At 65.7% G+C, this 19,580-nt stretch carries 11 protein-coding genes; 8 read left to right on the forward strand and 3 right to left on the reverse strand.

What is annotated here, in order from left to right; genetic code table 11:
• Window positions 1-192 precede the first annotated feature (192 nt).
• From BN6_RS10055 to BN6_RS10070, 4 genes are read left to right on the forward strand one after another with little or no spacing between them, the layout of a single operon-like run.
• Window positions 193-1,629 carry a PD-(D/E)XK nuclease family protein gene (locus BN6_RS10055; RefSeq protein WP_197540251.1) on the forward strand — a complete coding sequence of 479 codons (1,437 nt, stop codon included), beginning with the start codon at window positions 193-195 and terminating at the stop codon, window positions 1,627-1,629.
• The gene (locus BN6_RS10060) at window positions 1,626-2,777 is read left to right on the forward strand and encodes a restriction endonuclease-related protein (RefSeq protein ID WP_015099489.1); all 1,152 of its coding nucleotides are present in this window, start codon (window positions 1,626-1,628) and stop codon (window positions 2,775-2,777) included. Before BN6_RS10055 ends, BN6_RS10060 begins: the two co-directional genes overlap by 4 nt.
• Window positions 2,774-6,052, forward strand: coding sequence for a hypothetical protein (locus BN6_RS10065; RefSeq protein WP_015099490.1), 3,279 nt, complete (start codon window positions 2,774-2,776; stop codon window positions 6,050-6,052). The genes BN6_RS10060 and BN6_RS10065 overlap by 4 nt, the downstream gene beginning before the upstream one ends.
• The gene (locus BN6_RS10070) at window positions 6,046-8,538 is read left to right on the forward strand and encodes an RNaseH domain-containing protein (protein WP_015099491.1); all 2,493 of its coding nucleotides are present in this window, start codon (window positions 6,046-6,048) and stop codon (window positions 8,536-8,538) included. Before BN6_RS10065 ends, BN6_RS10070 begins: the two co-directional genes overlap by 7 nt.
• Before the next feature lie 9 nt (window positions 8,539-8,547).
• Here BN6_RS10070 and BN6_RS10075 read toward each other — a convergent pair whose 3' ends face one another.
• Together BN6_RS10075 and BN6_RS48505 are read right to left on the reverse strand one after the other, a co-directional pair.
• The gene (locus BN6_RS10075; RefSeq protein ID WP_015099492.1) at window positions 8,548-9,765 is read right to left on the reverse strand and encodes an IS110 family RNA-guided transposase; all 1,218 of its coding nucleotides are present in this window, start codon (window positions 9,763-9,765) and stop codon (window positions 8,548-8,550) included.
• Window positions 9,766-10,016: 251 nt separating this feature from the next.
• Window positions 10,017-10,742: an SEFIR domain-containing protein gene (locus tag BN6_RS48505; RefSeq protein ID WP_231905175.1), complete on the reverse strand. Its 726-nt coding sequence runs from the start codon at window positions 10,740-10,742 to the stop codon at window positions 10,017-10,019.
• A gap of 789 nt (window positions 10,743-11,531) precedes the next feature.
• Between BN6_RS48505 and BN6_RS10085 the strand changes: the two genes are divergently transcribed.
• Together BN6_RS10085 and BN6_RS10090 are read left to right on the forward strand one after the other, a co-directional pair.
• Window positions 11,532-12,299, forward strand: coding sequence for an IS5/IS1182 family transposase (locus tag BN6_RS10085; RefSeq protein ID WP_015099494.1), 768 nt, complete (start codon window positions 11,532-11,534; stop codon window positions 12,297-12,299).
• Window positions 12,300-13,529: 1,230 nt separating this feature from the next.
• The gene (locus BN6_RS10090) at window positions 13,530-14,024 is read left to right on the forward strand and encodes a hypothetical protein (RefSeq protein WP_148302802.1); all 495 of its coding nucleotides are present in this window, start codon (window positions 13,530-13,532) and stop codon (window positions 14,022-14,024) included.
• A gap of 417 nt (window positions 14,025-14,441) precedes the next feature.
• Here the strand turns inward: BN6_RS10090 and BN6_RS10095 are convergent, their stop codons facing one another.
• A complete protein-coding gene (locus BN6_RS10095; RefSeq protein WP_015099496.1) occupies window positions 14,442-18,581 on the reverse strand; it encodes an SIR2 family protein in 4,140 nt (1,379 codons plus the stop codon).
• Window positions 18,582-18,902: 321 nt separating this feature from the next.
• Between BN6_RS10095 and BN6_RS46560 the strand changes: the two genes are divergently transcribed.
• Complete coding sequence (locus BN6_RS46560) at window positions 18,903-19,055, forward strand: hypothetical protein (RefSeq protein ID WP_158509364.1); 153 nt, start codon at window positions 18,903-18,905, stop codon at window positions 19,053-19,055.
• 33 nt (window positions 19,056-19,088) lie between these two features.
• Window positions 19,089-19,382: a hypothetical protein gene (locus BN6_RS10105; RefSeq protein ID WP_015099498.1), complete on the forward strand. Its 294-nt coding sequence runs from the start codon at window positions 19,089-19,091 to the stop codon at window positions 19,380-19,382.
• Window positions 19,383-19,580: the final 198 nt, after the last annotated feature.

Consider the following 19,580-nt stretch of genomic DNA (forward strand, 5'->3'; position numbering starts at 1 on the left):
TGAATGGTTGCGTGGACCGCGCCGGCCGGAGTGGCCGGTGATGATCGGTTGTGGCGAGTTCGTCCTTTCGACGTGCGACAGGGTGGACAGACCTGTCCTCAGCGCCGTGCGGTGGGGATGAGACCCGCGCTGCGTGTGGAATCCGAGGTACTGCCGGTCCGGCAGGCGGGGGCGACCACGGCGCTGGGGAAGGTGCTCGACTACGTCGAGCACGACGGCTACTCCGTGGGGGAAGCGCTACAGCACTGGCAACGGCACGCCGACAGGTCGCCGCCGCCGATGCTGGTCGGATGGGTCGCCAAGGCGGTACGTCACTACTTGAGTGCGTCGGCGGGGATTGCGTGGGGTCAGGCACTGCCGGACGAATCGGAGCTCACTCCCGTGTCGCGGAACTGGGGCCGCCGCCGCCAGTTCGACGTCGGCGACGGTGGGGAAGTGACGCACGAGGAGGTTGTGTCCGGTCGTCGCTTCGAGGGAAGCGGTGTCCGAGAGTTGCGCCTGCTGCGCACGAGATCTGTGCGGGACCGGGCACGCGATGAGGCGGAGATCGCTCTGGTGGCGGGCGTGGTCGCGAGCGCCGGCGTCGTGCTGAGCGGGATGTGGGAGAAGCGGCCTCTGGCGCTGCGGTCCGCCCCTGGGCCTCATCGGGTTCGGGTCGTGGAGATCGGATGCTCCGACGGCAGTTACAACGTCCTCTTCGAGGGCACGACCCAGCAAGCCCACGAGAAGTACCGACGGGACGCGGAGCCCGCTGTGGTCGACGCCGCTTCGGGAATCGGTTACCTGCCCGGTCCCGACTGTGGCGGCTGCGACCTGATCGGGCTGTGCCCAGCGGTGCCGGTCCGGCCCGGTCTGCTCGGAGTGGACGGCAGCAGTCTGCCCCGGCGTTCCTGGTCGTTGTCATCCGGGCGGTCCTTCGACGAGTGTCCCGCCCGTCTGGTGGCGGAGCGATTGTTCCTGCCGCGTGAACGTACGGCGGAGGACAGCGACTACACACGGCGCGGACAGGCCGTTCACGCATGGCTCGAAGACCTGCATCGCCGGGAGCCGGCGCGCACTTGCGCGACGGACGAAATTCCGCCCACACCGGACGAGTGGTCGGCCGGTCGATGGTCCGTGGCCGGCGAGCAGGCGAGGCTCGGCGTGCAGATGATCGCGGACCACACGCTCACCTGCGCGCTGCGCGGTCCGGCCGGGCACGTCGAGGCGCATCCGGAACTGCCGGTCGTGGTGTTCGACTCGAAGGCGAACGTCGTGGTCGTGGCGAAGATGGACCTGCTCTACCGGTCAGGCGATGTCTGGAGTGTCCGCGAGACGAAGACCGTCTCGGCGCTGGACGAGAGCGACCTGTTGACCCAGTTCCCCCAGTTGGCCCTCGCTGTCGTCCTGTCCGCTGAGGACGGAATTCAAGCGGGGGAGCGAGTGCGCGTCGAGCTGGAGCGGCTGAGCGCGTCCGGTCCGGTCACCGGAGAGTTGGACGTCGACGATCCCGAGGTCGTCGCGGCGGCGAGGACGGTGGTTCGAGCCCGTGCCGAAGCCTGGCACGCCTCGCCCTCGCTCACCGCGAAGCCCGGCAAGGTCTGCACGACGTGTCCCTTCAACCAGTGGTGCCCGGAGAGCAAAGCATGAGCGAGAACACGCTGGGACTGCACTACACCGACGCACCCGGACATCGAGTCGTCGCTGCGGCGTTGCGTGCCGCCTACGCCTGGTCGGTTCGCGACGTGCAGCGCAATTCCGCCATGCTGGAGATCGCCAGGATGACCGGTGTCGTGATGGAGGCGCACGGGCCAGGCAAGGGACCGGTAACACCTGCGGAGCTGGTCGACCGCCTTCGCCTACCGCTTCGAGGTCTGCTCGCGGGAGTGCGGGAGCAACGGGCGGAACTCGACGACGTTGTTCTCCTGGATGACGAAGGCCGGCTCACCGAGAACGCCTACGACCTCGTGTGCGAACACGTGGTCCCCTTGAAGGACGCCGCCGGAGCGCAGTCGTGGCTGCCGACGTGGACAACGATGCACTCGGATCAGATCCGGCAGCGGGTGTTCACCGCCATGATCACCTCCACCAAGCAGGACGAGTACGTCGCTTCGCGGAGGTTCCTGATCGAGCACCCGGCGGGTGGTGAGCAGGAGCTGGTCGAACTGCGTGACCGCGTCGGCGGAGTCCGGCTGGCGAAAGGTGGTTACCGGGCTATCCCGGAGGACCAGGTTTACCGGGGCCTGGACGCCCAGGGATGGTGGTGGCCGTGCTTGGAGTGCAAGTGGCCGATGGCGGTGACCTCGACCGGCAAGGTGAGGTGTCGCTACCGGCCTCACAGCGCCGTTTTCGACCTGGTTCCCGGCACCCGGCCGACGTTGCGTCGGCGGGACAGCGCGCGGCGCGTTTCCCCACCCGCCGGAAAGGCTGTGGAGGGTGCGAAGTGCGTGGACGCGGGTGTCTGGCGTTTCGTGGTCGTGCCGGGTGCGAGCGAGCTGAGGATCGCGGCGGCCGCCGAGCGCGCCGGGGCGAAGGTGTTGCTCTGGCCGTTCCGCGATCGCTTCGACCTGCTGGTAGAGGCGGGCGACGAGAAGTTCTCTGTCGATGTCAAGGAATGCCTGTCCCTCAGCTCCTTGATCGAACGCCTGCGGACAAGACCGCCGAGTGCTCGCGTCCTACTGCCGAAGTCGTGTGAGTGGCAGTTGGAGACGTTAAGGGACGCGCTGCCCGGACTCGCCGTCACCACCGAGACGAAGTTCCTGGGACAGGTCCGCACCGCTGTGAGGAAGGCTCGATGACGACCAAAGGCAAAGTGCTGCCCCGCATCATCACCGCGGCGATCGGGCTGGCCGCCAGGCACTTTCCGGAGGATCCCGACGGCGGCTACGCGATCGTCACGCGGGACCACGTGCTGTACGTGCTGGACGGGCATATCACCGACTGGGACCGGTGGCGGCGGCGGTTGTCCGACATGGACGCGATGAGGTTCGCCAGACTGTTGCGCAAGCGGACCAATCAACTCGCAAACGCCGACATGGCCGAGCGGGTGCTCGACGAACTGCTGAAGGGTGGTGAGATTCCCGGCTGTGAGCCGGCCGATGACTACGACGACATGAAGAACCCGCGCATCATCGTCAGCCCTGGCATGCCGCTGACGGACTTCATCGACCAGGCGCTGACCGAGCTCGACGAGCTGTACGTCGCCAACCGGAAGCCGCTTCAACCCGCGACCGCGGGGACCTATACGACGACGACGCGCATCATCGGTGCCGACGGCACAGATCAGACCTATGTGAACTTCCGCTACCGCATCGAGGCTCATCACGAGGAACCGAGCCGGCCGCTGACCCGGATCGTCGACGCGCCCGCTCGCTCTGAGGTTGTCGTGCCATTCGACGAACTCGAGGTAATCGCCACTCGTCTGGACAAGCTGCTGGACGATGTCGCCTCCGATGGTTACCGGGCTACCTCTGTTCGGCGGTTCGAACAGCAGGTGCGTGACCGCGCAGGTGGCGAGATCAAGGAGCTCGACCTGAGTGCCGGCGAGCTGAACGAGCTGCTCGCCTACACCGGCTTCGGCAAGTCCGTCGTGCTGATCGAGACCTTCGCTTGCTGGGCGGTGGAGAACAAGGTCTCCGTGGCATTCGTCTTGCCCACCAACGCGGATGTCGTCAAGGCCACGTACCAGATCGGGAGGGCCATCAAGGCGCTCGGGAACGAGACGGCCTCGGTCGTTCCCCTGGTCTCTCCGCGATCGCTGATCAAGGTGGCGGAGACGGCGGCAGCACGCGCGTCAGACGGTGGTCCGTCGGCCGACTGGATCTGGGAGCGCTTCGGCTACGGTTGCGCGCTCGCGGCGGTCGCTTCCAGCGACAAGTCCGTCGACGGCTGGGTGCCTGGTCGCGAGCCCTGTGCGGCGTTGCGTCAGCCGGTCCCGCATCGCAAGGACAAGACTTTCTCTTGCCCTTGGCGGACGACCTGCGGCCGTTACCGCGCGGCGCGGGAGGCCTGCACCGCCGACGTGATCGTGACTTCGCACGTGAACCTCCAACTGGGCGTGCTGCAGACGCCGGTGGACGACGGACTCAGGCGCAACGACCGGGTCACCGTCGAGGAGTTGTTGCTGCGGCGGTGCCAGGTCATGGTCGTCGACGAGGTCGACGCGTTCCAGCGGTCGATGATCGAACAGGCCGGCCGCGGCCTCGTGCTCGACCACGGCGGCCGGACCAATACGCCACTGCGCAGACTGGACCAAGACTTCGGCGCGGCGTTCGGCATGCTCAGCGACGAGGTGGACGCGAGCGTCCGTGACGCTTACTTCACGTTGCGGTACCTCGCGGAGACCTACGTCAGCCATCTGCGGTATGAACGGCTGGGCGCCTCCCGCAAGAACAAGAATCGCACGCGGCGGCCCGGCCCCGGCAGGGACTGGATCGTGCCCCAGCGGTGGGACAACGAACTGGCCAACCAGCTGTTCGGGCAGCCACTGGACACCGAACCCACCGACGGGCAGATGCGGTTGTACCGTTCGATATTCCCCGACCAGGCGGAGCCTGAGCCGGGTGATCCCCCCAAGTACCAGGAAATGCGCGATGTGTTGCGGAAGGTTGTGACGAGCGGCCTTGCCGGACAGGCCATCGTCGCGGCGAGAGTACGGCTGGCCGAGTTCTTCGACCTTGTGGAGGACGAGGGTCAGGCGCTCGTGGCGAACTGCGTGCTGCGCAGGACGATTCTCGAGCGCATCCGGTGGTCTCTGCACAGTCTGATGGCCAGCAACGCCCAACTGGTCGACATCGGTGTGGAGTCGGCTCAGGACATCGCCGACGCTCTCGGCACCTACGGCAGGTGGCGGGTCATGCCGACGGGGCCGCTGGGCCGCTTGGTGTTCGCGTTCACCGAGTACTACGACGACAGCGGCAACGATCCGGCGCAGCTCTCCACCGCGGCGTTCGGCGGTGACCCGCACCTCTACGCGATCAGCCTCGGTGACATCACGGCGTTGGCGCAGGCCGGAACCAGGCGGATCGTCCTGGGCATGTCCGCTACCTCGTACTTCCCCCACGCTCCGCACAGTCACCTGCACGTCATGCCCAAGTGGTGGGTCGCCAACGTCGGCAAGAAGGACGACGGTGATACCGACGAGAAGAAGGTGACCATCGTGGCGGAGAAGGTCGTCGACAAGGCCGGCAACGTGATCAAGGTGTCCGGACTGGACGGCAAGGACCGGGCGGACGCACTGGTGCGGCTGGCGAAACTGTTGTGGCCAAGGCTGGACGAGGAATTGACAGGGCTCGCCGTGACGGATTGGGACCGTGCCAGGGTGCTGCTGGCTACGACCTCCTACGATGGGGCGAAGCAGGTCGCGCAGGGACTCTCCGAGGCTGGCGTCCCCGCGTCGCGCATCTGTCTCGCGACGCGGCCACGCGGAGAGGGGGGCGCCGGTTCCGCCATCCTGACAGGACAGTGGTGGGAGCTGCCCGCCGATCGACTGGAGAGCTTTCCCAGTATCGAGGGCGCCGACGTCCTGATCGCACCTCTTGCCCGCGTTCAGCGTGGAGTGAACATCATCGGCACTGGCGACCGATCCGCCCTCGGGTCCGTGTGGTTGCTCGTCCGGCCCATTCCGCTCATCGACGAGCCCGCCGAGCTGCTCGCGCACATCCAGGCCAGGGCACTCACCTGCCACCGGGGCCCGACCGGTGATCCGCTCGGCCTCTTGGAGGAACGGCGCAAGAAGGCGGGCACCTACTTCGAGCAGATCGTGAACAGGCCGCCCTATTTCCGCTGCCAACCTAAGGAAGTCAAGCTCGGCGTGACGGCGGAGATTATCGTCGGTGCCATCCAGCTCATCGGGCGGGCACGACGAGGTGGCACATCCGCTGTGCTGCACCTCGTGGACGGCGCCTTCACCGACGGTTCGGCGGGCACGAGCTTCGCGTCGTTGATCACCGCTCTGCGCGACGAGTGGAGAGCGAGCGGCGAGCTCGGCGAGATGGAACGGTACTACGGCAGAACCCTGCGAGCCTTCCTGGAGTTCGCGGACCGACCGGACACTGGAGACCAGCCTTGCTGATCAGTCTTGCTTTCCGTGTGCCCGCGAAGTACCTGGACGAGATCTTCGGTGCGGTGACCGCTTATCCGCTGACTGAGGAGTTTTCCGAAGCCTGGTCGGCAATGCCGCGTACCGAACGCGGGTGGGGGCCCCCGTACGCGAGCCTCGCCCGCGGACTCACCTCTGCCACTGGCAGGCCGGTGACGTTGTTCGACGAGTACGACCTCGACGAAACCGAGCGTGCGAGCGGAAACCGCATGCTTCTGCTCACCGACGACGGTGCGATGGACTACCGGATGCGAATCGCGACGAACGCGTGGGAGCGTTACGTCCGGGGCGGCGCTGATGTGTCGACCCTCGCACCCCTACTGCCGGAACCCGAACGCGCGCGCCCCTTCTCGGAGTTCATCAGGCTTCGTGATGGCGAGGTTCCCGAGGCACCTAACTGGGTCTTTCGCACCGGGATGTGGCGCATCATGCGAACCCTCGGAGAGCACCCTCTAGTGATCGACGGACGCGAGCCCCTCCAGCTGCGAATGGACACCAGCGGTGCGTTGGTGGCGTGGAAGGATGATGACCTTATCGCCAATCGCAAGGGGACCGCTTTCAGCATGCTTCGGGTGACCGGCCGTCTGGTCACCAGGGCAGGCGTCGAGGACCCCGTGCTCTGCTTCGACGCGCACCTGTCCCGGATCTCGCCGAAGGGTCACTGGTCGAACAATGTGTGGATCGAGCCGGTCGACGCGGGGTTGCCGATCCTCCACCTGCCCATGCAGTACCGGAAGGACAAGGAGTTGGGCGATCGCAGGGTGACATTGCACCCGGCGACGGCGACGATCTATGAGGCCTGCAAGCTTGACCCGCTGGACATCCCAGAGGAATTGCCCGACCGGCCTGGTGTGCTCCGGCCGCAGCGCTGGCGCAGCCGCTTCCACTCACTGGGCAGCGGCCCCGGCCCGCGCCTACTGATGAGACTGCAGGAGCACATCTCTGCGGAGTTGCCGCAGCTGAAGCCGCTCGAGTATCCGATCGACAGGTCGATCAAGCTCGCGCCGAGGGTCAAGAAGTACCAGAAGGGAGGGCTGCCGGTCGCGGCCGTTGGGGCGAGCGGGTACAAGCGCGTCACGATCGCATGCGTCTACCGGACCACAGGCGCACGGCAACGAATGCTCGCTGAGCTGAAGGAGCTGACCGGCATCCTTGTCAGGCCCCAGCACGGCGGACCCCCGTTTACGGTGAACGAGAGGATGGACGTCGTCGCGTGTCACTGCCCTGACCTGCTGGACCACAGCACGCTGAACCGCGCGGCACTGCTCGACGGTCTGCCCCGCAGCGACGGGGAGGACCACCTCGTCGTCGCGTGGTTGGAGACCGAGTACCACCAGGCGGTCGAGCTCGACCGCGACGCGAAGCCGCACTTGCGCAGGCTGCTTGGTCATCGCGGGATTCCCAGCCAATTCCTGGCCACCGAACCGCTGGTCCTGCCCGAGGACGCTGCGCCGCGTTCGGCATCGGAACGCAAGCATGCCGCGCGGGCGGCTTTGCGCGACCTGCTCCGGACAGCAGGAGTGCTCGACGGAAGGCTGCCCAGGGCCATCGCGGACCCCGAGTTGCCCAGCTCGGTGGACCGCTCGGTTCTGCTGGTCGGTGTGCACGTGCGAGCACAGCATGCGGAACGCGGCAGCGGCCCACTGGTGGTGACGATGAGCGCGTTCCACGTCGTTCCCGGCGACCTGGAGGCGTGGCGCGTGCTGATGTACAGCGACAAGAAAGGTTCGTGGTGTCGTACAGGAGAAGCGATCGCGGATTTCCATTCCGGGTCGATCGGCACCTCGTGGCTCGGCCGGTCGAAGGAGAAGGTGGAGAGGACTCGCGCGGAGATTGAACGGAGGTTGTGCAACCTCGTCACCGGTGAGCTCGGCGATGTGCCGGTCGTGCTGTTCGTGGACGGGCCTGCTGCCCGGAAGATCTGGCCGGGCCTGCCGAACACGAGGTTCGGCAAGGGGCCGTTGCCAGGAGACGTGCTGCGCGAGAACGGGAAGGACGTCGCCGTCGTGCGGGTGAGCACCGGTGTGTCGGAGATCGGCAGGCCGGTGACGAGGCAGAAGGACACCAACATGCCGGCCGACAAGAAGAAGCCAGCGGCGCCTGATCGGAAGGTGTACCGCCTTGAGGGCAGCACCGTGCCGTCCTGGCTATTCGCAGGAAGGTCGACTCTGCTTTCCTCGAAGGGGGGAGACGCGGGGGCGAGGTACACCAGGTGGACGTTGCCGGACGACGCGAAGTCGGAGCTGCGCAAGCCCTGGCATTCCTACACGGCCAAGGAGATCGTTGTGGTGCTCGGAGGTTCGTGGACACCCACCAGCCTCGCCGCGTTGACCGCCCGGCTCTGCGATCAGTCGATCGCCTGGGACGGCCGGACGTTGCTGCCCGGCCCGCTGCACCTCGCGAGCAGGGCCGACCGCGACCATCCCGACCACCGGGTGTCCGGTGAGGACGAGTCTTAATGATCCGTGTCAAGCGGCTGTGGGGGTTGCTGCTGCGTTGGCAACGGTGGGTGTGAAGAGTCGGTTGTCGCGCAGCAGCGCCCACAGCACGTCGACCAGGCGGCGGGCCAGGGCGATCAGGGCTTGGATGTGGTGTTTACCTTCGGTTCGTTTGCGCTGGTAAAACGTTCGGGAAGGGCCTTCGCGCATGGTGGAGCACAGGGCGGCCATGTAGAACACCCGACGCAGGCCCCGGTGATAACGCCGGGGTTTGCGCAGATTGCCGGTGACCCGACCGGAGTCGCGGGGCATCGGCGCCAGGCCCGCGAAGGCCGCGAGTTTGTCGGGGCCGCGGAACGCGGACAGGTCGCCGCCGGTGCCGACCAGGAACTCCGCGCCCAGCACCGGCCCCGGGCCGGGCAGGCTCTCGATGATCGCGGCCTGAGGGTGCGTGCGGAAGGTGTCGCCGATCTGTTTGGTGAGGTCTTTGGCCTCGCGGTCCAGGTCGAGCAGCTGCCGGGCCAGGCGTGCGATCAGCGGCGCGGTGACGGCTTCGGCGGGCAGGGCGACGGTCTGCCCGGCCGCGGCGGCCAGGGCCTTGACTGTCACGGTGTGCGCGGCGCCGGGACGCACGCCGAGGTTATGCAGGTGGCGGGACAGGCCGGGTTCACCCGCGTCGCGGACCGCCGCCGGTGTCTGGAAACCGGTCAGCAGGGTCAGCGCGGCGCGGGTGGTGCAGTCCAGCGCCTTCTCCAGAGAGGGGAAGATCGAGGACAGCAGCTCGCGCAGCCGGTTGACGTCACGAACCCGGTTGTTCATCAGGTCGGCCCGTCGCGCGGTGAGCACCGCCAGGTCGGTCACGACCTGGTCGGGCACGGACAGTTCCGGCAGGTCGCCGCGCATCCTGCAGGTTTGGGCGATGACCCGGGCGTCCTTGGCGTCGGTCTTGCCCTCGCCGCCGAAGGCGCCCGCCATGCGGTTGACCGTCTGTCCGGACACGTAGGCCACCGGCTGTCCGGTGGTCAACAGCAGCACGACCGGCAGCCCGGCCGCGCCCGAGGTCAGGTCCACCGCCCACCGCACCTCGACAGCGGCTTTGCCGGCCCGCGCGATGAGCTGTTCGATCGCGGCCTGGCCGTTGTCGACCCGTTGGGAGAACACGACTTTCCCGGTCTCGTCCACCGCGCAGGCGTGATGGGCGGTCTTGCCCACGTCGATGCCGACCCAGAGCCGTTCGCGAACCGCCACGCGGCCCCGTCCTCCCGTTTCCGCAGCTGGAGACCCGTGGACGACCCCGCCGGCACCTCCATAAACAGCGACTGCGCGCACAGGTCTTAATCAGAGGCCGAGGCGTCCAGATCGGCGGGGCGGCCACTCGTCACGAGCCATCCAACGGCAGAGGACTGATTGCCACACCCCACCAACCCGGGTATCCGGAACATCGTGCCCCGAACGATCAAAATCTTATGGAGTACTGAGTCCGGGACCTCCCCCGAAGTTCAGGAATCCGCGAGCGCACGACCGGTGGTCGTCACCGTGAGCACGACCGGCGACCTGCCGTCGTCCTCGATCCCGTGGTGGATCGCGGCCAGCAGGTCGCTGAGCGCGTCCTCGGTCAGCTCGTCGATCTCGTAGCGGTTCATCGCCTGGGGCTGCAAGAAGACCGGGAGATTGTCGACCGACTCGCCGGGCAGCACGACCGGCAGGAGCTTTCGCTCCCAAAGCTCGCGGTCTCCCTGCAGGCGGTCGCGAATGACGCCCAACTCGCAGTGCATACCGGGATTCTCGTTCCGGTCGGCCTTGCCCTCACCGACCGCCATGCACTTGGGCGACGCGACGACGATCACGAAGTCCGCGTTGTCGATGTTGTCGATGGCCCAGAGGAACCAATCCTTGCGTCCTGGCCCTGCAAACTGGTCGAGCCGGACGTCGGACCCGCACCCCATCAGGAGGTTCGCGAAGTCCCGGACCTGCTGCTTGTGAGCGTCGTTGTCGTGCGCGTAGGAGATGAACACCCGCGGGCCGGAGGGAAGTAGCGTCACGGTTGTGGCGTTCGCGGGTTGGGTTGTCACCGCGGGGCGGAGGTTCGGCGCAGTAGGGAGATCGATCCGCAGGTCCGCCGGTGTGAGTGCGGGCAGGACGTTCCAGTCGAGTGTCGGCCGCTGGTCGAAGCGCGCGACCACGGTGAGGTCCAGGTGCGTAGAGCCCTGCTCGACCAGCGTCACGAGCCACACCACCCGCGACCCCGGCCGCACTCCCGCGTCCGGCTCTGCCCTGTGCTGCCAGCGGACACCGTTGCTTCCGACGCCGAACGTGTGGATCGTCTCGCCCGCCGCAGGAAGGTGCGCGGCGGAGGTCGTCCCGTTCGTGGCCGGTACCAGGTTGAGGTGGTCGTTCACCACGTACGACAGGGAAGTCTGGGTGGGCTGGGTGTGGTGGGGGACCGCGTCCACCACCGAACCCGCTCGCAGCTCCACACCGAACTCGAACCAGTTCAGCTCCGGTGTGCTCGGCGTGGTCTCCAGCTCGTAGTTGAGCTTGACAAGGTATGCCTTGGCGTCGTCGAACTGTCCTGGCGCAACTCTGATCGGGTGAACTTGCCAGCCGTGTACCTGAACCGATCCGGTCCTGATCGGACTAGACGCGACACCGAACCTCTTGCTGTCCTGGTCCAGGACCGCGAGCTCGATCGTGACACCTGGCGTTGAATCCACTTGTGAACCTCGTCTGTTCGATGTGCTGAACCTGCGGAGGCCGTCCAACCTATCTCCACTCTGATCGACGTCGTGGCCGGACACGGCTTGTCGTGGATCTGTCGCGTTCTTGTCCTGTTTTTCGCACGATCTTCGTGGCGGCCATGCCGTGAGCCTTTTTCATCCTGGTGCGGGTGCCTTGGCGGGCAAGGGATGTGGGCCACAAACCGAGGTTCGTCGGTGTGTCGGTGTGACAACGGATGAAGCCCTCGGTAAGAGGGCTGTCGACCAAGATCAGTCCTGTTACACCGAGGGCTTCGCATGCTGTTCTACCGTGCCGCGCTGCCGTTGTCACATCAGACCCTGACCTTCGTATCCAGCCTGGTCCGCGCCCACCGTCGGCAGACGGGCTCGGTGTGGCGCAAACTCAATCCAGCGCAGCAAGCCCTGCTGGTACTGGTATACCTGCGCAAGGGCGAGACCTTCGCCGAGGTCGGCGCCGGGTTCGGCGTCTCCACCACGACCTGCTGGCGGTACGTCAACGAAACCGTCGAACTGCTCGCCCGGCGGGCGCCGAAACTGCGGACGGCGAAGCGACAGGGCTTGGCCTACGTGGTCGTCGACGGCACCCTGATCCCGATCGACCGGATCGCCGCCGACCGACCCTTTTACTCGGGCAAACACAAGATGCACGGGGTGAACCTGCAAGTGATCGCCTCGCCGGACGGCACGATCCTGTGGGTATCAGGCCAGTTGCCCGGCAGCACGCACGACGCCGCCGCCGCCCGGATCTGGAACCTCCTCGCCGCACTACGCGACACCGGACTGATCGCCTTGGCCGACAAGGGCTACCACGGATACGACGAGACCAGCGCACACGTGCTCACCCCGTACAAGGGCCGCAACAAACCCAAGTCTCAGAAAGAAGCCAACCGCGCCCACGCACGGCTGCGCGGACCCGGTGAACGCGCCAACGCCCAACTCAAGACCTGGCGCATCCTCCGCAAGCTCCGCTGCTGTCCCCACCGCGCCGGCCGACTGGCCAAAGCCATCCACGTACTACAGAACTACGAGGTCACTGCCGGATGAAAAAGGCTCCGTGTAGGCTGTTGGCGCCGAAGTTGAGGGCATTCGGCAAGTACGCTGGGCGGTGCTTGCTGAGGATCGCAACTTCAAACAGAGCGCCGGACCGTCCCGCTTGCTGTTGGCGCTGCGCGGTAGATCGGCGCTACGGAGGTTCGCAATCCGGCGGGGCCTGTTAGCTGGGTGAAGGCAATCTCCACTTAGCGCGAGAGCTGTAGGTTCCCACGAGCGGCACGACGAAGGAGTGAAACTTGAGTTGCGATGCGACTGCGGTAGAAGCACTTGATTTGTGTACACGCGTTCGACGCAGGTCCGTCGTGGGAGGAAGATGGGAGGAAATTGGGAGAAGTCAAGGTGTGGCAACAGGATAGAGCTCCGTCCAAGTGCATCCAACTACACTCCCGCGATCTGCCACGTAGACGTTTCCGCAGGTCAGGTCATGATCCAATCCACCCTGGGGGTCAAGGGGTCGCAGGTTCAAATCCTGTCGTCCCGACGGCCAAGAGGGTCTTCGCAGGTCAGACACTGCGAGGGCCCTCTTTTTGTGATCTTGGTTCGTTCTTCGAGGTCGAGCACGCCGCTCAGTGACACCTTGACTCTTCGTTTCGTATCGTCTCTGGTCATTACTCTGCTCGGCTTACCTGGCCGAACGCGGTGTGGTTCGGCGTGAGGAACGGCGTATCGATCCCTTGACTGGTCGCTGCCGGGAGTAAAGCGGTCGGTCGGCTGAGTTGAGCCCCGGTCAAGCCGCGACCGACGAGTGCCCGGCACGAGGTCCTGCTCATACTGATCTTGACGGTTGGTAGGCGCACCCTCACGCGGCGTCCACCGGAGGTCCTCCCCGTTGGCCGGAGACCTCCAGGAGGAGAGACGCTAAGCCGACCAATCGGTACGAGCTGGAGGTCGACATGACGAGAACAGCCACCGAGCAGATCATTAAGAGCCTCACCCTTCGACAGGCCAGCGGCAAGTCGTGCGTGTGCTGCGGCAGGGACCACCTGCCGCTCGGCCGCTCGGGGCGGGTGCACGTGGGGCATGTCGGAGTCGGGTCAGAAGGTCTACGCGTGCCGCACCTGCCCCGGTGCCGACCGCCCGAGCACGCTTCGCCAGCCGTGGTGTCGAGCGGATCAGCGTCCATCCATCGCCGTCATGCGGCACGACAACGGTATGCAGGTTGCGCACGCGAAGATCGTCCGAGACGGGTACGGACCGGCGGCACCCCCACTCGCCCGAGCGTTGATCTACTTCAACCCCAACAGCGCACAAGCATGGGACGTGACCGCAGCTCAAATCCGGCGGCTGGGCGACTGGCTCCTGAACCTCGCCGGCGAGGTCGCCCACAGCAACCGCGAAATGGCTCCGCAAGAGACAGCACGAGACCACACCCCACGCAGTGTGCGGTCGGGCAACGTCCGGTCACTGGAGGACGCGCGCGAAAAGGACCACAGGCGGCTCTCTTCGCGTGTCATCGAGCCGCAGCCGGTCGACGACGCCGAAGCGGCATTGGTCGAGCGAGCGACAGCAGCTTTCCTGGACCTCGAAAAGCGGTTCGGCACAAGGGCTTTCTACATCGCCGATCATCTGCGGAGCAGGCATGGCACCGAGTACACGGCCCGGGTCAACGCGGCCGTACCGGAAGTGGTCGAGAGCATGACGAGGATGCTGAAGGAGATCGGCATGGCTCCGGGCCGACCACCAACCGCCGAACCGTTTCCCGCCCCGCACTCCTGACTGGCAGCCCTCTGTCTCTGACAGCGGTGGCACCCGGCTCTTATGAACTGGCTACCGAATGGGCGATGCATGTGCGGCTGGCGCTGGCGGCGGAAGCGCCGGGTCTTGGAGCGAGGCGGTCGACGGTGTGGGGCTCGGGAGGCGTTGATGTCGCGCTTGAGGTCGGTGTCGAGCAGTTCGTCGAAGGTTGAGCTCGAGGCTGTAGCCGGGCACCAGGTGCAGTTTGACCTGGTCGGCGTTGGCATCGAGCCAGGCCGCTAGCTCGGTGGACCGGGCGGCACCGACCGCATCCAGGTAGCAACTGCCTCGGGTTATCGGGGGAACCTCAGGTGAGGGCCTCGTCGAGGTGTCCGGCGGCTTTTTCGTGCAGGCCGAGACGGGAACAGGCAAAGTCCGCCGTCGGACCGCCGTACCCGCTCAGTCGAGCATGGAGTCGTCGGCAGAGGGAACGGCCACCGCTCGTTCCAGGGACGGCAGTTCGTCGCCGGGGAACGGGGGCGGCGCGCCCACGGAGTCCGGTTCGTAGAGATACCAGCTCTCCGAGCTGAACGACGAGACCATAATCCGCGACACGCCGTCGACGACTTCCTCGGGGTGCAGGCCCGTCTCGCGGGTGTCGATCAATCGAGCCAGCATCGACAGCAGATGCTCGGGCTGGACGAACCGCGCTTGAGTGGGTTGGTCGGACGCCGTGATGGCACCCGGCACCATCCGAGTGCTCAAGATGACCATCCCCTTCCTCTTGCCCACCCACTCGACGCCAGCCTGGGTCAACGGACCGCTCGGCACGTAGATGCGCGCGATCCTCTGCCCCGCCTGCCACAACACCGAGACGAACTGCTTCTCCCGCTCGATCAACCCGACGTCGACCCGCAGGCTATTCGCGAGGTCGCACAGGACGCCGAGGTAGTCCTTGGCGTCCTGTGCAGCGTCTAGGCGGTCGCTGATGTCCTCGAACACTTCGCCCTCGCCGCCCGGGATGAAGGTAGCCGCCCAGCGCTGCGCGATGCGGTTGCGGAACGTCTGGTCCTCCTGTTCGCGCAGGCTGATGGTCTGCGCCGCGCTCTGGAGGTCGGATCGGCGGATACCGGGGTGTTCGACGAACTCGGGGCGTTCGAGCACCTCCACGATCGAGTCGGCGGGCGGCTTGGCGTCCCACAGGAAGGCGAGCCGCTCCCGGTGCAGGGCCGGTATCCTCATCTTGGCGATCGGCGCCAGCCAGGCCGGGAGGCCGGTTTCGACCTCTTGGCCGAGCCTCATCGCCCTGCCTGAGTAGTCCAAGCCGTCCATCGCCACGCAGATCTCCGCTGCGCTGCTGATCACGCCGGCGATCTGCTCGCACAGTTGCTCGACATCCGAATAATGGATCTTGATGGTTATGGGCGCCTCGCCGGGCTGGCTCTCCTCCGACTTGACGACGGTGGAGAAGCGGGCCTTAATCTCGCCGAACGGCAGGCCGCGGGACCACTCGTACGAGACCAGGGCGCGAAGGAGTGCCGTCACGTCAGAGTCGGACGCGGTCTCCCCGTCCGAGAGGAGCAGTTCCCGCAACTCCGTCGAGACGACAGAGGAACCGCGTTCGACCAGCGCTTCGCGCACGGGGTAGTTATTCGCGCCACAGCGCCGTGCCGCGTCGCGGCGGAGCAGTTCCGACTCGGCGCAGTAGGCATTGCCGAGGCGGATCACGGCTTCTTTGAGCGAAGGGTAGTGCTTCGTCGCGACCGGCGGCAGTGAGACCCAGTCTGTTGTCGTCTGGATGGACTGACTGCGACAGGTGTTCCAGAGCAGATCGATGTCGCCGGCGTTGGCGGACACCAAGCGGGCGAGCCGCTCCAGGGTGTTGGCCGCGTCGAGGTCCAGGCTAGACCTGGCCAAGGCGACTCCGATTCCGGAAAGGGTGAGCTTCCCGTTATGCCGCTTGACCACCAGCTTGCGGGTGACGAGCTCGTCCAGCACCTCTTGCGCCGAAGGCAGTGCTGGGGCGTCTTTCTCGTGGGCGAGCAGCACGCAGGACAGGATTTCCTCGACCCGACGCAACCACGCCGATTCCTCGCGGGCGAACCCGTCCTGGCAGAGGATGTGCAGCACTAGGCTGCTCAACTCAGGGGTGGTGCGGTAACAGGAAGCGATCTTGCTGGTGCGGGTGTCGGTGGCCACGAACTCGTTGTAGATACCTTCGACGGTGGACAGGGTCTGTAGGTCGGGGGCTGACAGCCCTTCGATGTTCTCCAGGTCGAACGCGCTGGCGATCAGGTAGAACTCACCGCGGGAGCGTTGGGTCTTGCCCCGGCGCCCAGCGCGGCCCGCCTTATTGTCGAGGTCGGACGGCGTGAGGAGGTGCCTGCGCCTGGGTGTTCCCGTGTACCCGGAGATGCTCGTGGCGATCACCGTGTCGGCGGGCAGGTTCACCCCGACCGCGAGCGTGTCCGTGGCGATGAGCACGCGGAGCAGACCGTCTTCGCGGCGGAACTCGTCCTCCAGCAGCCTGCGCAGCGGGGCGGGGAACGATGCGCTGTGCGCGGCGACGCCCTCCCTCAATCCCCTGACCACGACGTCAGCCTGGGGTAGGTCGGAGTAGCGCAGGGCGTTGTAGCGCTCCTCGGAGTTCTCGGCGGTCTGCTCCGTGGCGAACCTGCCGTGGCTCCACGGGGAACCCTTGGTGGGCGCGCCGGTGCGGTTCTTGAGCAGAGCGTGCACGGCCGACGCGAGTTCGAGGGCCGATGTCCTCGAAGGTACGAAGCAGATGATTCTGCGGTTCTCGTCCTTCTCGAGGACGTGGTCGATCAGCGTGGCGGCCAGTTCACCGGTGGCCAGGTGGGGGATCTTGCCTGAGAGCGTTTCCCTGTTTTGCTGCAGGCGGCCGTTCAGGTCGTGCTTCCGGTAGTCCGACGGCGGCGGCGGCGCCTGACCGGGGATGTTGAACAGGTGGGCATCGGGCTGGACCTTCCAGCCGATCGCGTCCATCACGTAGGTGTCGAGGGGGATCGGGCGTTGATTGGACATCGCGATCATGTCCTCGTTCACGCCCAACCACCGCCTTAGCGACTCGGTCGCGTCCGCGGGTAGGGTCGCGGAGAGCCCGAGAATCGCCGGTCGCAGGGCTTCCGGCATGAGCCGAATGGAGGTGAGGATGGCTTCTAGCTTCGCCGCGCGCTGGCTGTTCTCGACGAGCATCTGCAACTCGTCGACTACGGCAATGCGGGTGTTGGCCAGTGGTGTCCGACCGCTCACCAGGTATACACCCAGCTTCTCGTAGATCGCCAAGGCGACTTCGTATCGTCCCCGTGACACCGGGCGGTCGTTCTCCGGGTAGTCCCGGCTCGAACCGTACACCCGCATCTTCTTGTGAGAGTTGGTGGTCCAGGCGTCGATCCAGCGATCCCACTCGCTCCTCTCCTGCGCGACCAGCGCTTTGGTCGGCAGCAGTTCTATGCCTGATTTCCCCAAGGCGACCGCCATATTGACCGCTATTCTCGCGATCGTGGTCTTGCCGGTTCCGGTCACGGCGCTCAGGAGGCCGGACTTGCCGTCGACTACGGCCGACCGGCACAGCTTCAAGGCGGAGAGTTGGAAAGGTGAGAGCTGGAGAGCTGCGCCTAGCTCCCGTTCCACGTCCCCGATGATGAGAGCCATTTCGCTCGGCAGTAGCTGTGCATAGGTGAGTTTCTGCTCGGCCGGCGGCTCGGCGACGACGGAAAGCAACTCGTCCGCAGGTCTTGTGTTGCTCCGAGTCAGGTCGGCGAGGAAGTTGGGCAAATTGGAGTGGTCAGCGCCGTAGAAGATGGGGGTGATCCTGCCAGACAGGTTGCGGTAGAAGTCGACCGATGTTCGCTCGGAATCGAGGAGGAGTAGGTAGTGTCGATAGGGAGAGGTGCCTTGTTCGTTCCGTAGCCAGTTGACCAATCGGCGGAAATTGGGATCCTCGAACCCTTGGCCGAAGCCGATAAACAACAGGGAGTACGAGCTGGCGAGGTCGGTGAGCATCCGATGGACGCCGTTGTCCTCTTCGAGTCGACCGTAGTCCTCTCCGCTGAGAATGATCGACCGTGGATCCTTATAGAGACCGTGGGCGTGGAAGACGTACGGCTTCGGATTGCGCCGGTACTCGTTGGACGCATTGTCGTCGGTCCAATTAAGCGACTGGCGCCCCAGGTGTCGCTCGACCAGGATGTCGTAGTTCGTGGTTACTATGCGCTCGACGTTCGGCAGAGTCGAGAGCAACGTCGTGTCCTTGATCTCTAGGTCGCCGACCGTCCGGTTCAGCCAGTCGCTGAACTCACCCGGCACCCTGTTGAAACGGCTCCTGACCCACTGGGCGACCGCCACCAACGCGTCGGCGTCAGTGGCGGTCGACAGCGCGGTGTGGAAGATTTTCGCCGGTCCCGGATCCGAGTCTATGTCGGCTAAGAATTCTAGCCCGTCGAGCAGTAGTCCCTGCCAGGTCGCGACCAACGCCCCTTTGGTGGCCGCCGAACTCACACCTGCGCCCAGGATGAGTGCGATTTTGTTCGTCTCGCTGTCACGTTTCAACTGTTTGATGAATGTCTTGTTACTCATGCGAGGACTCCCTGGGCGCGCTCAAGGTGGAAACGGTCTCATGGCGGCCAGTGGTGATTCTTGGCCATCCTGTCGAGGCGCGTACGGTTCTTACATCGCAGATGGCGCGCGAAGTGTTACGGTAGTTGCCGGATCGTCTCGCAGGCCTGGTCGCGCTACCTGGAAGGCGCGTTTCGTAGAGTCGTCCGAAGGGAACGGTGAGTAATGTCGGCAGCCCATGGATACGATGAGACGGAAGCCGTCCTGTTACTCGAGTACGAACGATCTTCCGAGTTCTGCAATCACGTGGAAGGAGTCCGCAATATCCTCACAAGTTTCTTTTTGACCGTGGTGGGCGGTGTCGTCATCGTGGTAGACAAGTTCGCGTCCGGTGGCCTCGGGTCGGGGCTCTTGGGCTCGCCCGCCGTCCGCGTGGTGGCGCTTTTGGGATTCGTCGCCATGGTCGGGCTACTGTTCGTCATGGTGATCGCGTGACTTCGCCGGGTGCAACTCGAGAGGTACTCGATCATGAACGCAATCCTGGACCGCCTGACCACCGTGTCTGACCGTGCGGTCGTACCCTTTCGCGATTCGACGGTCGCTGGCCGGGCAATCGCCACGGCCATGGCCCGGAGGACCACGGGCTCGTACTTCTGGACGCTTATCATTCTGCTGCCAGCGGCTGCGCTGCTCGGTGTCGCGGCGAGCATGGTCGGCGCGGGCCTGTCGGCGCCGAGCCTTGTTCGAGTGCTGGTCGGTGTCGTCACCGGAGCGGTCTATGTGGTGCTGGCCGACTTTTTGTACTTCCGCCTGAGCAGGTGAGCGCCGTCGTAGCCAGTGCCGCTCGAGCAGAGTTGGCTCGGCGTCCTCGCCACAATTAAGAGCCGGTCTCACGTGGCTGCTTTGACGAGCTGTTCGAAGCAGATGAGAGTGGCGGCCAGGGTGGCGAAGGCACAGTAGTCCACTGCAGGGTTGCCCGATGCCGCCCAGCCGGAGAGCCACCGTGCTCGAACCGGTCCT

This window comes from Saccharothrix espanaensis DSM 44229, from assembly GCF_000328705.1.
Classification (GTDB): Bacteria; Actinomycetota; Actinomycetes; order Mycobacteriales; family Pseudonocardiaceae; genus Actinosynnema; species Actinosynnema espanaense.